The organism is Streptomyces sp. NPDC059166, assembly GCF_042755185.1.
Taxonomy (GTDB): Bacteria; Actinomycetota; Actinomycetes; order Streptomycetales; family Streptomycetaceae; genus Streptomyces.
The window spans coordinates 65,392-80,237 of the sequence record NZ_JBHZCI010000032.1 but is presented as its reverse complement, the minus strand read 5'-3'; the positions used below and the strand labels follow the sequence as shown (position 1 = coordinate 80,237).

General features: G+C 73.6%; 8 protein-coding genes. 5 read left to right on the top strand and 3 right to left on the bottom strand.

Annotated features, from left to right (window positions below; all coding sequences use genetic code 11):
* Positions 1-91 precede the first annotated feature (91 nt).
* Positions 92-3,802 carry a S8 family serine peptidase gene (locus ACFXOA_RS23275; RefSeq protein WP_385031762.1) on the bottom strand — a complete coding sequence of 1,237 codons (3,711 nt, stop codon included), beginning with the start codon at positions 3,800-3,802 and terminating at the stop codon, positions 92-94.
* A gap of 356 nt (positions 3,803-4,158) precedes the next feature.
* Between ACFXOA_RS23275 and ACFXOA_RS23270 the strand changes: the two genes are divergently transcribed.
* Entirely contained in the window at positions 4,159-4,488 is a 330-nt protein-coding gene (locus ACFXOA_RS23270; protein ID WP_385031758.1) for a hypothetical protein, read from the top strand.
* 257 nt (positions 4,489-4,745) lie between these two features.
* Here the strand turns inward: ACFXOA_RS23270 and ACFXOA_RS23265 are convergent, their stop codons facing one another.
* Positions 4,746-6,086 (bottom strand): hydrolytic protein, encoded by a 1,341-nt coding sequence (locus ACFXOA_RS23265; RefSeq protein ID WP_385031755.1) that lies wholly within the window; start codon positions 6,084-6,086, stop codon positions 4,746-4,748.
* 261 nt (positions 6,087-6,347) lie between these two features.
* On the opposite strand from ACFXOA_RS23265, the gene ACFXOA_RS23260 reads away from it, so the two are divergent.
* The 4 genes from ACFXOA_RS23260 to ACFXOA_RS23245 all read left to right on the top strand — a co-directional run bounded on the left by ACFXOA_RS23260 (position 6,348) and on the right by ACFXOA_RS23245 (position 13,180).
* A complete protein-coding gene (locus ACFXOA_RS23260; RefSeq protein ID WP_385031810.1) occupies positions 6,348-6,998 on the top strand; it encodes a LuxR C-terminal-related transcriptional regulator in 651 nt (216 codons plus the stop codon).
* 136 nt (positions 6,999-7,134) lie between these two features.
* Positions 7,135-10,326 carry a hypothetical protein gene (locus ACFXOA_RS23255; protein WP_385031752.1) on the top strand — a complete coding sequence of 1,064 codons (3,192 nt, stop codon included), beginning with the start codon at positions 7,135-7,137 and terminating at the stop codon, positions 10,324-10,326.
* The gene (locus tag ACFXOA_RS23250) at positions 10,323-11,030 is read left to right on the top strand and encodes a DUF4255 domain-containing protein (RefSeq protein ID WP_385031749.1); all 708 of its coding nucleotides are present in this window, start codon (positions 10,323-10,325) and stop codon (positions 11,028-11,030) included. Before ACFXOA_RS23255 ends, ACFXOA_RS23250 begins: the two co-directional genes overlap by 4 nt.
* Positions 11,031-11,143: 113 nt before the next feature.
* Positions 11,144-13,180 (top strand): ATP-binding protein, encoded by a 2,037-nt coding sequence (locus tag ACFXOA_RS23245; RefSeq protein ID WP_385031807.1) that lies wholly within the window; start codon positions 11,144-11,146, stop codon positions 13,178-13,180.
* A 129-nt stretch (positions 13,181-13,309) separates the two neighbouring features.
* Here the strand turns inward: ACFXOA_RS23245 and ACFXOA_RS23240 are convergent, their stop codons facing one another.
* A complete protein-coding gene (locus ACFXOA_RS23240; RefSeq protein WP_385031746.1) occupies positions 13,310-14,683 on the bottom strand; it encodes a DUF4157 domain-containing protein in 1,374 nt (457 codons plus the stop codon).
* Between the last annotated feature and the right edge of the window lie 163 nt (positions 14,684-14,846).

The window sequence follows — 14,846 nt, the reverse complement described above, 5'->3', positions numbered from 1 at the left end:
CGGCGGCGCGCGGCTCGGTGTGGCGCGAAGAGGCGGCTGCCGCCGGGGTCCGGCGGCAGCCGCTCGCCCCGTGAGGGGGTCCGGCCGACGGCTACGTGAGGCCGAACGCCCTGATCACGTCCTGGCTGACGGCGAGGCCGTCAGGCCCCTGCGCGGCCGTACGCAGGGAGACCGAGCCGCCGTGGGTGCGCGGGGTGCGCAGCGTGGCCGTCCAGCGGCCGTCGCCGCGCCTGGTGAGCGCCGCCGGCTGCCAGGTGGCGCCTTCGTCGTAGGACACCTGCAGGGTGGCCGATGTGGCCGCCGCCCCGGTCCCGTAAGCGGTGCAGGAAAGATCCAGGGTCACCTTCCCGCCCGCCCGGACGTCTCCGTACAGGTCGGTGTCCACCTGGTGACGCACGTCCAGCAGCGGGAGGTCCGTCCTCGGGGTCCCGGGCTTCGGTGCCGTGGAGCGGAAGTCCCAACGGGTGTGTGTACGCGTCGACTTGTCCCATCTGCCGTCACCGGTCCGGTCGGCGTCGAGTGTCAGACTGTAGGCCTGCTCCTGCGCGGGCAGGCCGTTGTAGGCCCCCGAGGCGCCCCCGGCCTTGGCCAGCAGGGTGTCGCCCTGCCGGAGTTCGACGCTCTCCCGCCCACGCACGACGGAGATCGACGAGTGGCCCTCCGCCGCCCCGGTCCAGGGCGGAAGGTTCCAGGAGATGCCGTTGCTCGTGCGTCCCGGCACCCAGGTGCCGGTGCCGAAGTGGGTGGCGATGACCGGTCGGAACCAGTCGTCGGTGTGGCGCTCGCCCGCCCGGTAGCCGCTGTCGACGCGGTACTCGATCATGTTGTCGGTGCTGGTGGCGCCGGCCAGCTTGATCCGGTGCTCCTCGTGCCACTTGCCGGCCTCCGCGGGCAAGGGGGTGAGGTAGTCGGTGCGGGTCCCCGGGTAGGCCTCCTCCTGGAGGCCGCCCACGCCCTGGCCCCAGGCAGGGGCGACGACGCGACGGCCGACACCCTCGGGGGCCGTTCCGCGCTTCCACGGGGCGTGGAAACGGACGTTCTTGACGGCCAGTTCGCGATCTGCGGGCCGGTGGACGAGATCGTGGTCGGGGATCGAGCCCTTCTGGTACAGCGTCAGGTCGTACTGGTAGTCGGGGTAGCGCTCCTGGGTGACCCACAGGACGCCGAGCCGGGTCTTCGCCTCGCGTATCAGCCGCTCGCCGTCCGACTGCCGGACGCCGGCCAGGGTGAGGCCGTGGGCGTCGGCGTACGTCTCGTACAGGCGGCCGCCCGTGTCGTTGACGGTGATCAGCATGGCGGCGCCCGCGGCGGCCGCCGCCTTCGCGCGCTCGTCCGGTCCGGTCCCGCCGCGTTCGACGATCACCGCCCTGCCCTTGGCGTCCAGCCGCGCGTAGTCGGCGGGAGCGCCCTTGCCCGCGTACACCGTCCGCAGGACCTTGAGCCCGTCGTGGTGGGCGGTGCCGGGCTGGCTGGTCAGCTGGATCTCGCGGCCGGCGCCGGTTCGCGCGTCGAGGGCCTTCTCCCGTTGCCGCCAGTGCACCAGGAGGTCCTGGGTGCCGCCCGGCGCCGCCTTGACCGGCTGCACGTAAAGGGCGTCGTAGGAACGGTCCATGACGAAGGCCGAGCCGATCCCGCCGCCGGCGCCGCCGCGGCGGTACTGGACGACGGTCTGGTCGTTCTCCGTCTTCAGCGGGGTGGCCACGGAGACCCGGTGCGTGGCCGAGGCGTCGAGGTGTACCGTCGCGCCGCCCTCGCCGAGCACGACGTCCGGGGCGGTCAGCATGGCGGTGCCGGTCTCGTCGGGCTTGTCGCCGGCGACGTCCAGGAAGCTGAAGGCGGTGTACGTGCGCGGGGGCAGCCGCAGCGTGGTCTTCCCGTAGACCGAGAAGAGGCCCGGGCTCGACAGGCCCGGATAGGTCAGGGCCACCGTGCCGTCGGCGGGCTTGCCGTCCCGGCCGGTCAGCTCGACCGTGTAGTCGTAGCGCTCGGGCTCCTTGTACAGGGCGAAGCCGGTGTGAGCGGCGAGCTTTCCGGTGGCCCGGTCGGTGGCGGTCACCTGTCCCGAGACCGCCTTCTCGGCGGGCAGGTTCACCGGGTCGAGACGCAGGGTCACGTCCGCGGAGCCGCCGGCGGGGACGCTGACCGAGGAGGCGGACAGCGAGTAGCCCGCGTCCTGGGTGTCCAGGGCCAGGTCCAGGGTGACGGCGGCGTCACCGGTGTTGCGGTAGGTGACGGTGCGTTCGGCCGGTGCGGCGTTCGCGTTCGGCCACCGGAACGTGGCCGTCGGTACGGAGCCGGGGGCCTCGATGGTGGTGGTCATCGCGGCGGCCACGTCGAGGCGGCCGGTGCCCAGCTGGAGGGGCGTGTACGCGGGCAGCTTCTTCGAACTGGTCATGAGCGCGTTCTTGATCCGCGCGGCGTCCCAGCCGGGGTGGACCTGGCGGAGGATCGCGGCGCCGCCCGCCACGTGCGGGGTGGCCATCGAGGTGCCGCTCATCGACACGTAGGGCGAGGCGCCGGGAGCGGGGTGTGCGGCGGCCGCGCTGATCGAGGAGCCAGGTGCGGCGATGTCCGGCTTGAGCCCGAGGGTGCCGGGAACCGGGCCCTGGCTGGAGTAGCCGGCCCGTACGTCGGTCTTGGTCACCGCGCCCACGGTCAGGGCGGAGGGCGCCGCGCCCGGTGAACCGATCGACCCGGCCACGCCGTTGTTGCCCGCGGCGATCACGAACAGCGGGCCGCCGTCCGCCGAGAGCCTGTCCACCGCGGCGGAGACCGGGTCCCTGCCGTCGGACGCCCCGCCGGTGCCGATGCTCATCGACACGATGTCGACGCCCTGCTCCGCGGCCCACTCCATGCCCGCGATGACGCCGGACTCGGTGCCGTCACCCGCGTTGGAGAGCACCTTGCCGATGTACAGTTCGGCGCCCGGTGCGACGCCCTTCTTCGCGCCGCCGGACGCTGCGCCGGAACCGGCGATCGTGGAGGCGACGTGGGTGCCGTGGCCGTGCCCGTCGTCTGTGCTCTCACCGGGGACGAAGCTCTTCTCCGCCGCGATCACGTCGGTGAGGTCGGGGTGTGTGGCGTCGATGCCGGTGTCGAGTACGGCTACCTTGACGCCGGTGCCGTCGTACCCCGCGGCCCAGGCCTCGGGGGCGCGTACCTGGGGGACCGACTCGCTGAGGGCGGCCTCGGCCTTGCCGTCGAGCCAGAGCTTGCCGATGCCCGCCGAGCTGTCGAAGGCGCGCGGGCGGGGAGAGGGGGCGATGTCCTTCCAGAAGGCACGGGCCTTCCCGGCCTCGGCCTTCATGGCCGTGGCCGCGATGCTGTCCAGCGTGCGCACGCGCGCCGCGCCCCGCGGAGCGGCCGGCGCCTCGGCGTCACCGGCGCGCGGCGCGGTGGCGATCACGGGTATGCCGCCGGAACGGGCGTCGTCGTAGCCCATCGCGACCAGCTGGGTGACGTCGAACAGTTCGGGGTCGAGCTTGTCGGCGGCGATCAGGGGCGCCGCCTCGGCCGGGATGACGTAGGTGTTCTCGCCGTACGTCTGCACCTGCACGCCACCGTGCGCGCCCGGGGCGGGGTCCACGGTGATGTCGTCCTGGGTGCCGGGCAGATCGGTGTAGTGGACCTGGTCGCCGGTGACGAGGGTGATGTCGTAGGCCGGATACCCGGGCGACGCCGGGGTCGTGGGGGTGTCGTCGGCCGCTGAGGCCGGGGCGGGGAGCAGCAGTCCGCCGCCGAGCACGAGCGCGAGAGCCGCGGTGGCGGCGGGCAGCGCTCCGCGTCTTGGTCGTGGAGTCATGCGAAGGATCTACTCGCACTCCCCGGCGCCGCGCATCACTCTCGGCTGGCGACCCTGCGTCATGACGCCAACTCGTCACTCGTGAAGTCGAGTTGAAGAGGCGGCAGGTCGACGCGGGCTGTGCGGACGGAGTGTGACGCAGCTCTCGTCGACTCGCGGGCCGCGGCTGTCAGGAACGGAGCCGCTGCCCGGTCTGGTTCCGGAAGCGCCGGACCGGAGCCGGTGGCCCGCCCCCGTGCCGTGTCTCCGCCGGAGTCCTCGGCCGGCTGCCGGGCCGGTGGCCGAAGCCCGGTCGCCTCCACGTGAGCTGCCCGGTTCCTGTCAGCCGGGCCCGTCCATTCGGAAGGATCACTGTCATGGAGTACGTGTTTCTCGTCTTCCATCTCTTCGGGTTCGCCGCCCTCCTGGGCGGGATCTTCTACCAGCTGCGGGGGAAGGACCCGGTCACCGGCGGCTACATGGTGACCAGTGCGGTCGTCCAGCTGGTCACCGGCGCGGGACTCGTGTGGACCCGGAGCGCACTGGACCTCCCTGTGGACGGAGCGAAGATGGGGGTGAAGCTGGCCCTGGACGTCCTGGTGGCCGCCGCGGCGCTGGCCGGTCTCCGTGACAGGCGTCCTTGGGCGTTCTACTCCGTGGGGACCTTCACGGCGGCCGCGGCTGTGGTGGCGGTCACCTGGACCTGAGCGCCCGCCGACCGTCGAGGCGTCACTCCCGCCTCCTGACGCACGCGCGAACGCCGGTGCACGCACACAACATTTAACCGGCCGGGCTGTGGGAGGACACCGGCATGCCGCGTCGGCGTAATGAGCCCGACGAGACTCGTATCAGCGTTACTGACGGGTTTTCAGCCCGGCGTTATCGATTTCCGGTCGGTTCAAGATCAAATCCTTCCGGTTGTCGCCGAGTTCGATCGACAATGGCTGAGAGCGTGAGGCTTGAGTCAACGCGTGGTGAGGCTGAGGAGGCCGCTCACGTTGAGGACCTCATGGCAACCGGCAGCGCGTCGGCCGTTCGCCGGGGTGCCCGGCTTCTCGCAGGTCACTTCGACCGTCACCGTTTCGTTCTCGGGGATCTTGATGGGGGTCACCCAGTGGTAGTCCTGGTTGCGGAAGGTCTCCAGCGCGATCGTGGTGACCTTCCGGTCGCCGAAGCTGATCGTCAACAGGCCCTCGTCGCCCTGGAAGTTGGCGACGACGAGGTCCGTCACACCGAAGACCGTCCCCTTCGGGACCTGGTAGGTGCCGGTCTTCGTCTCGCCGGTGGCCGTCTGCAGGTCGATGGTCGCGGAACTCTGCTGGCCGCCTCCGGTGCCGCCACCCCCGCCACCGGTCGTACCGCCCCCGTCCGGCCCGGCCTGCGCGCCGGGCTCCTGGCCCCCGCCGGGCTGGTCGCCCGCACCCCCGGTGCCGGTCCCCGGTGTGGTCCCGTCGCCCTGTCCCGCAGGGGGTGTCGGGCGGGGCTGCACCGCCTGGGTCGCCGCTTCCTCGGCCGCGCTGCGCACCGCCGGGCGCACCAGCGCGAACCAGGCCAGGAGCAGTGCGAGCAGGGCTGCCAGCAGTACCAGCAGCCACCGCGGGAAGACGGGAATCTGGACGAACTCCGCGTCCAGCCGCGCCGGTACGACGCCCTCGTCGTCGGGGGTCTCCGACTCCTCGCGCGCCTCGGCCACGTCCACGGTGAACGGCCAGACCACCGGGGCTCCCAGCCACGCGGGCTTTCCCGTGCGGACGCGGACCCCGATCTCGGTGGATTCGCCAGGCTCCAGCTTCGGGCTCGCCGGTTTGAAGGCGAACGTCAGCTCCTCGCCCTGCTGACCGGCGGTGACACCCACGCCCACGGGCGTGTTGCCCTGGTTGCGTACCGCGAGCCGGTAACGGCCGCGCAGCCAGCCACGTCGGCGGCGCGGGGCCAGCTCGGCCTGGAGCTCTCTGAACTCCCCTATGTGCACGGTTGTTTCGAGCACGCGCACCGCGTCGGGGTGCTCGGTCGGCAGCACCCGGACGCCCAGCGGCTTCTCGCCGGCCCGGATCTCCGGTGAGCGCGGCGGATCCAGACGGATCGTCACCGTCTCGGACGTACCCGGATACAGCGAGACCCGCGCGGGCTCGACGGTGCTCCAGGGGGCGCACTCGCCGACGACCTCCAGGCTGTACGCCTCGACGATGTCGCCGTCGTTACGGACCGTCACGGTGGTGGTGCCGGAGTCGCCCGGCGTCACCGTCACCGGCGGGATGTCGAGACCGGGCGCGCCGGGTCCGGAAGGGATCGCAGAAGAGGTCACACCAGCACGGTAGAAGCGCGCGCGCGAGCCGGGCGATGAACGCGAGGGCAATGTCCGGGCAGTCGCGATGCCCGACCGGTCGAAAGCAACTCGCCCTTGCGGACGGGCGGTTACGGCGCGCCGTTTCGCGTGCGCCACCACCGCGGTGATCGAATCCGAACCGCACCGCCCCCACGAACACGAGACAGGTGTCAGTCAATGACCTGCATCGAGGGAAGCAGTCCCTCCACCACCGAACGGGTGCCCGCCCAGGCTCGTCCCATGCAACGCGCCCACTCCCCGGGGCAGGCCGAACGGGCGACGGTGGCCGTGTACGCCGGCGACCCCGTGCTGCGCGCCGGGATCGTCCAGCAACTGCGCCAGCGTCCCGAACTCCAGCTGCTCGCCGACCCGGACGCCGAACGGGCCCAGGTGTCCCTGGTGGTCGTGGACCAGGTCGGCGACGAGGTGGCCGCCCTGCTGCACCGGCTGCGGCACAACACCGCCACCCGCACCGGCCTGGTCGTCGGCACCCTCGGCCCGGGAGCCCTGCCCCGTGTCATCGAATGCGGTGTGGCCGCGGTGCTGCGCCGCGCCGAGGCCGACCCGGACCGGCTGCTGCACCTGGTCATGGCCCTGGCGAACGGAGAGGGGGTGCTGCCGGGGGACCTGCTGGGCACGCTGCTCACCCACGTCGGCAGCCTCCAGCGCGCCGCCCTCGACCCGCGTGGCGTGTCCCTCTCCACCCTGACCACCCGCGAGGCGGACATGCTGCGTCTGGTGTCGGAAGGACTGGACACGGCGGAGATAGCCCGCAAGACCTCCTACTCCGAACGCACGGTCAAGAACGTCCTGCACGAGATCATCACCCGGCTGCAACTGCGCAACCGTGCCCACGCGGTGGGATACGCGCTCCGCAACGGGCTCCTCTGAGGAAGCGGGTGCTGCCCGAAAACACACGGCGCGCTTCCCCCGGATACGGCCCCCGGGCCCTGCCGCCCGCTCCGGGCCCGGGACACAGTGGCGGGGGCACCTCCCGGTGCCGCACCACACCGTGAGGGGAACCGTGATGCGAACAGCCGGCCTCGGCGGACGGTACCGCCTGGGCAGACTCGGCACGGCGCTGCTGCTGATGGTCCCGCTCGTCGGGGTCACCGCGGCGGCCGGGCAGGACGACGGTGGCACCGGGACCCGGCCGACGGCGGCCGCCACCGACACCCGTGTCGCGTACGCCGGTACACGGCACCGGAGCCTCGGCCTGGTGACCACCACCGAGACCAGCGCACCGCTGTTCGGTGAAGGGCCCGCCCACTACGACACCCAGCCGGCCGCCCTCGGCGACCAGTTGGTCTTCACGGCGCTCCGCGACGAGAAGACCCCGCAGGTCTATCTGCGGGCGGCCGACGGTTCCGTCCGCAAGCTCACCGACGGCATGGACGCCGCCCACCCGAGGTTCACGCCCGACGGAGGGTCCGTGGTGTTCGACGCGGCGGAAGCCGCGCCGGGCGGCGGAAGCCAGCGGGACCTGTGGATGGTGGGCACCGACGGCGGCGAGCCCGTCCGGCTCACCGACACCCCGGCGGACGAGCAGTGGCCCACGGTCTCTCCCGACCCTCTCGACCGGAGGCGTCTGGCCTACTCGAGCGACGCGGACCCGCTCGCCGGACAGCAGGTCTACGTGCGTCCACTGGCCGGTGGCGCCGCCACCCGGGTCACCGACCCGGAGAACGGAACGGCCACCGAACCGGCGTGGAACCCCGTCGACGACGACGAGAACCGGGACATCATCGCCTACACCGCGACGGACGAGGGCCTGCCCCGGCTGCGGTACACCGACGCGGAGACCGGCACGGGCGGGCCGCTGCTCGGAGGGGAGTACGCCGGGTGGCGCATCCACGCGGCGGCCTGGCTGCCCGACGGTGACGGTCTGGTCTTCCTGAGCCCCGAGACCACCTGCACCTGCGAGGGCGACTACGACCACGTGTTCCGCTCCACCGCCCACTCCGGCCAGGAGCCCTCACTGGTGCTGAACGAGGACCGGGAGGTCGGCTCGCCCACCTGGCTCGGGCCGCTCGACGGCGGAGAGGTCGTGGTGGAACGGGTGACCGCCGAACGACCGCACGTGGTGACCCTGCAGGACGCCCGCGCGGACGGGGCCGACCCACGGGACCTAGGGGTGAAGATCCTCGAGGAGGACCCGCAGGCCGACACCGACACCACCAGGGACCGGCTCTTCCAGCCGGACGCCGAGTACGACCCGTGGACCGAGCGGCAGACCTACACGCCCGACGGCCGGCGGATCGCCGTGACCCGCTTCGAGGACGGCCCCGACGGGCGCATCGAACGCATCTGGACGGTCGACGCCGACGGCACCGAGAAGCCGCAGCTCCTGCCGCTCGCCGACCGGGGCACACAGGACTGGGACACCGATCCCGCCTTCTCCCCGGACGGCAGGTACCTCGCCTTCACCCGCACCTCCCCGGGCGGCACCGGTGAGGCCGCGGGCCCCAGCAAGATCCTCGTCGCCGAGGTCGCCACCGGCGCGATCACCGGAGAGATCACCCCGCCGGCCGGTCAGCTCCAGGGCCAGGACGCCCAGCCCACCTGGTCCTCCGACGGCACCACCCTGGCCTTCACCCGCAACCACGTCATAGACGGGGGCGGCGGCAACAAACACGTCTGGACCGCGCTCGCCGACGACCTGACCGACCAGACCGACCTCAGTGACAGGATCTGCCCGGGCAGCTGCGAAGTCATCGACGACAGCCCGGCGTTCTCCCCCGACGGGCTCTCCGTGGCCTTCAACCGCAAGAACGGCGGCGGCCTGACCGACGAACGCAACGGCATTCTCCTCACCTCGGTCTCCGGGGACGACTGCCGGGTGCTGCTCCCCGCATCCCCTGGTATTCCCGGGGCCTGCGGCCGGGAGCTGCCGGACACCTCCGGCACGGGCCCCTTCCAGCCGCGTGACGCCGCCTGGACCGCCGACGGCAGAGGCCTGGTGTTCAGCTCCCGCGCCGCGCTGCCCGGCAACAGCCCGGAGAAGCTGAGCCTGCTGGACATCGGGACCGGGGACATCAGCCCCGTCACCACCGGGCTGCCCGGCCGGCAGAAGGAACCCAGCGTGCGGCAGTCCGTGGACCTCGGGGTGGGCGTGCCCGGCACCACACCGGAGCTGACCGTCGGAACCTCCACCACCGTCCGTGTGGACGTCGTCAACCACGGCCCCTCGGCCTCGCCCGGCACGACGCTCACCATCGTCCCGCCACCAGGCCTCCAGGTCACCGGGGCGACCTGGCCCGGCGGCACCTGCGCCGCCGCCACCCTCCAGTGCGACATGGGAGTGGTGCCACCCGGCACCACCGTGCCGGTGGACGTCGCCCTCACCGGTGTCACCCCGGGCGACGCACCCGTCGACTGGTCGGTCACCGGCACGGTCCTCGACCCGCAGCCGGGCGACAACACCGCCCGCACCGTCGTACCGGTGCGTGAGGCGGCCGAACCCCCGCCCAGTCCGACGCCCACACCGCCCAGCCCCACTCCCGCCCCGCCGACCACCGCCCCGCCCACCCCGGCGCCGCCCGCCACCGTGCCGCCGGAGCCGGCCGGACCCGACGCCGGGCCCGGCGTGCGCGTCACCGCGCAGCCCAACCCCGGCTACGTCGGCGGCCGAGTGGTCGTCACCTACACCGTGCGCAACGGCCGCAACGCCCTCGCGACGGGGCTGCGGCTGCGCCTCGGCCTCCCCGGCGGCATCCCCAACAGCGGGCCCCCGGCCGGCTGTGACGCGGCCTGGACGTGCGCGCTGCCCGACCTGGAGCCGGGGGAGAGCACCGTCGTACGGGTCGTCCTCACCCCACGCAAGGCGCTGACGGACACCGTCACCGGCGACCTCACCACCAGCGGAACCGACGCCGACCGCGGCGACAACTCCGCCCGGCAGCGGATCCGCGTCCTCCAGCCCCGGATCGAGGCGGTGCCCCCGATCGGCAAGCCCGGCTTCGTCACCTCGGTGCGGGGCAAGGACTTCCCGCCCGGAGTGCCCGTCAGGTTCACCTGGAAGCCGGGGATCACCGCCGCCGCCGCGCCGACCGTGCCGCTGCGGAACGGCACGTTCACCGGCCAGCTGCTCATCCTCGCCAAGGATCAGACCGGGCCGCGCGTCATCACCGCCAAGGGCCCGGGCTTCTCCCCGGTGAGGACCGACTTCCTCGTGGTCAGCGGCACGGTGCAGCCGCCCGACCAGGTGGTGCGCCGGTGATCCACGAAGTCGACGAAGGGCTGCGGCGGCTGCTCGGCGAGGCCGGCCTGGAGGCGTCGGGCGTCGACGTCGTACTCGACGCCCCCACCCGTGACTGGGCGGCCCGCCGCAGCGCCCCCACGGTCTGCGCCTTCCTCTACGACATCCGCGAGGACGCCACCCGGCGCGGCAGCGGCGCCGGAGAGGTCCACGACGAGGACGGACACCTGGTCGCGCGGCGCAGCCCGCCGCGCTGGTTCGAGCTCACCTACCTCGTCACCGCGTGGGCCGGCCGGCCCCAGGACGAACACCGGCTGCTCTCCCAGGTGCTGACCTGCCTGGTCGCCCACGACACCCTGCCCGCGCGGCTGCTCACCGGCACACTCGCCGAACTCGGCCTGACCGTCGGGCTGGACACCGCGGGGTCCGGACCGGACGCGCCCGCCGCGTCCGACGTGTGGTCCGCGCTCGGCGGTGAGCTGAAGGCATCGCTGTGCGTACGGGTACGGGCACCGCTGGCCGGTGTCTCCACCGCCGCGGCGCCACCGGTCACCGAGGGGCTCGTCGTCCGCTCGGCGGCCCGCCACGGCGACGGTGAACCGGTGCCCGGACGACGGCTCCGCTACACCGAGGTGGGCGACCCGGGGGCGGAGGGCTTCGCGGGCGCCCGCGACCGGGGCCCCGCACCGTCCCGACGCCGTCGCAGAGGAGACCGCCAGCCGTGACACAGACCGCCGAGCCCCTCGCTCAGGCCCGCACCGAGCGCGCGGAAGGCCCGGAGACCGGTGCCGGAGCCCTTCCGGCGCCCCGTTCCCCGGAACCGTCCGGCCCGGACCCCCTGTGGGTCCGGCTCGGCCTGGTCGAGCGACGCGTACGGGAAGCGGTGGCCCGGCGCCGGGCCACCGACCCGGACCCCGACGACCCGTACCTGGGGCAGTACCTCACCCCCGAGGCGGCGGCCCGCGTCCTCGACGAGCCCGGCGGCCTCGGCGTACCGGCCGGGGAGCCCTGGCAGCCGCCCGCCGGGTCGTCGCTCGGCCGCCTCGCAAGGCGCTTCGGGCTGAGCCCGCTGGACCTCGACCTCCTGCTGGTGGCGCTGCTCCCGGATGTGGACGCCCGCTTCGAAAGGCTCTACGGCTACCTCAACGACGATCTGACGCGGCGCCGGCCCACCGTCGCACTCGCCCTGGAGCTGTGCGGCCTCGGCGCGGCGGCGACCGCCAGGTTCCGGCTCGCGGCCGGGGCGCCGCTGACCGCGGGCGGCCTGGTGGAGGTGACGGAACGGGAACGCCCGCCGCTCTCCCGGGTGCTGGTGGTGCCCGACCGGGTCACCGCACACCTCCTCGGAGACGGAAGGCCCGATGCCGCGCTGGCCGGAGTCCTCGGCGAGGCCCGCGAGGACCCCACCGCGGAGGGGGCGGAGGTCCGGGCGGTGGCCGCCGCGGCCGGGAACGGCACGGGCCTCGTGCATCTGCGCGGCAGGGGCGGAGACCTCGAAGGCCTGGCCGTCGCGGCCCTCGACGCCGCGGGGACGCCTCCGCTGGTCCTGGACGCGGCAGCGCTCGCCCGCCGCTCGGCCGACGTACCCGAACTCGCCCGGGTGACCGCGCGTGAAGCCCGCCTCACCGGCGCCGGAGTGGTCCTCGGCCCCCTGGAGGCGCTGCCGCCGGAACCGGCCGAACGCGCCCGCACCCTCCGGGAGACGAGCGCCGCCCTGCTCGGGATACCTCTGATCACGCACGGCGCCGGCGGCTGGGACCCGGAGTGGGGGGCCCACACCCCGGTCACGTTCACCGTGCCCGCCCCGTCGCCCGACCGGCAGGCCGCACGCTGGCGGCACGCTCTCGCACGGGCCGCCGGCACCGGGCCCGGCGCCACCGGTGACCCGGACGCGCTCGCCCGAGCGGTCGCCGCGCACCGGCTGGACTCCGGGCAGGTACGCAGGGCCGCCGAGGTTGCGGTGCGCACCGCAACCCTGGAGGACCGCCAGGTCTCGGCCCAGGACCTGCGCACCGCCGTACGCGCCCAGAACGGCGCCGGACTCGACCGGCTGGCGCGCCGGGTGGAGCCGGCCGTCGGCTGGGACGACCTGGTGCTGCCGCCCGCCACCGGCCGGCGGCTCCGTGAACTCGCCCTGCGGGCCCGCCACCGGGAGCAGGTGCTCGGCCGGTGGGGGATGAGGCCCGGCGGCGGCCGTGGGCGAGGCGTGATCGCGCTGTTCGCCGGTGAGTCCGGCACGGGCAAGACCATGTCGGCGGAGGTCGTCGCCGCGGACCTGGGCATGGACCTGTACGTGGTCGACCTGTCCACCGTCGTCGACAAGTACGTCGGGGAGACCGAGAAGAACCTGGAAAGGATCTTCACCGAGGCATCGGCCGTCAACGCGGTGCTGCTGTTCGACGAGGCCGACGCCATCTTCGGCAAGCGCGCGGAGGTCAAGGACGCCCACGACCGGCACGCCAACATCGAGTCGGCGTATCTGCTCCAGCGCATGGAGTCCTTCGACGGGATCGCCGTGCTCACCACCAACCTGCGGGCCAACCTGGACGAGGCGTTCACCCGCCGCATCGACGTGATCGCGGATTTCCCGGTGCCCGACGCCGGCCACCGCCTCGCCCTGTGGGACCGCTGCCTCGGCCCGCGGATACCCCGGGCCGACGACCTCGACCTCGGGTTCTGCGCCGACCGCTTCGAGCTGGCGGGCGGCTCCATCAGGGCCTGCGCGGTGACCGCGGCCTATCTGGCGGCGGAGTCGGGCACGCCCCTCACCATGCGGCAGCTGGTCACCGCGGTCGCCCAGGAGTACCGCAAGCTCGGACGGCTGGTCCTGGAGGGAGAGTTCGGCCCGTACCTCGCCGAGGCCACCGGTGACTGAGGTGGGCCGGCGCGCGGACCTCGTCCCCCTGTACGGCTGAGCCACGACGATCCGCCGGACAGGTCCGGGCGGCGCGGCCCGGACCTGTCTCCGGCGCGGGTCGTACCGGTGCCACGGCCGGCCGGCCGCTCAGACGTTGGGGTTGGCGGGCTGTTCCTGCCCGGCCGGCACCCTCGGCCCTCGGCCGCGGCGCACGATGACCACCGTCCGCATGGTGACCCCGGGGTAGCTGCCCGGGGTGTAGTACTGCCCGGTCCAGTAGTCGTGGAACGAGGAGACCGAGCCGATCGTGTACGTCATGGGGTCCGGGGTCGTCTGGTTGCTGCCGGCGAAGGCCTCCATGGTCACGGTGTCGGCTCCGTCCAGCCCCACCACAGCCGCCGCGTGGTACTGGGACATGACGTTGTCGCCGGGATTCATGGCGATCATCAGGTAGGACTGTCCGACGACCGGATCGGCGTGGCGGTCCGTCGCCCCCGCGTACGCACCGGCTCGCTCGCGGTTCAGCTCGTCCGAGGTGCCGAAGGGCTTGAGCCCGCCGGCCGTCCGGACGCTGCTGTTCAGGTTGTCGCCCGCCAGCTCACCCACGGCGTTGTGCATGATCTCCTCCGCGGTGTGCAGGCAGTCGTCGAGAATGTTCCTCGCGAGCTGGTGCTCCTGGTAGGCGCCGTCGCCGAACAGGTCCTGCTGGGGTGTGTTCGTCGGGCGCAGCGCCGGGGAGACCGCGTTCTGCGGGGTGCCGACACGGACCCACACCGAGGTGGTGGCCCCGTCCGGGACCGCGAACAGCCCGCCCGCCGACACCGTCATGTCCACCTGGTTCTGGGCGGTCCGCCCGGCCCAGCGCTGCACCGTCCGGCGCTGGGCGTACCCGCCGTGCGCGGCATGCCGCCCGGCCTCCGTCTCCGCGTCCGCGGACTTCGGTGCCGCGCCGCTCATGACGCGCCGGGCGTTGCTCTCCGCCTCCCTCTCGAACCGGTCGTCCGGGTCGCTGACCCGCAGGCCGTCACCGCGGTCGGTTCCCGAGACCGGGCCCTGGCGCTGCTGGACGACATGGGTCAGCTCATGGGCGAGGGTGTGCTTGTCGCCCCCTCCCTCGCCGATGACGACATGACTGCCCGAGGTGTAGGCGCGAGCCCCGATACCGGACGCGGACCGGCGGGCGGACGAACCGGTGTGCAGACGGACGTCGGAGAAGTCCGTGCCGAACCTGCTCTCCATCTCCTTCCGCACGGGCCCCGGCAGCGGCGAGCCGGCGGAGCGGAGCACCTCGTGGACCCCTGGGTCCGGCTGTTCCGGGGCGGAAGCGGAGCGGACCCGCCGGGCGATCATGCCGGTCACCGCGGCGTTGCCCGCGCCGTGCTGTGCCGAGCGGAGGGATGCGGCCGTGAGCGGGGGCGGAGCCGTGGCCCCGCCGGGGCGCACCTCCTGCCGGGGGGCACCCGAGGTGCCCGCCTGCCGCGGGCCGTCGGTGTCCTCGCCGTGCGTCCTGGCTCTCCGCACCCGCTGCCCCCTCGTCGACGCCCCTGCTGCGGCCCCCAGTGGACCGTGCGCGCGTCCCCGGTGTCCAGGCCGGGACGGGCAGAGCCGAGGGCAGGGCCGGGAGCCGGGAGGGCGCTCCCGGAGGACAGGAAGAGGCAGGGGCGCTGCCCCCACCGAGGGCCCC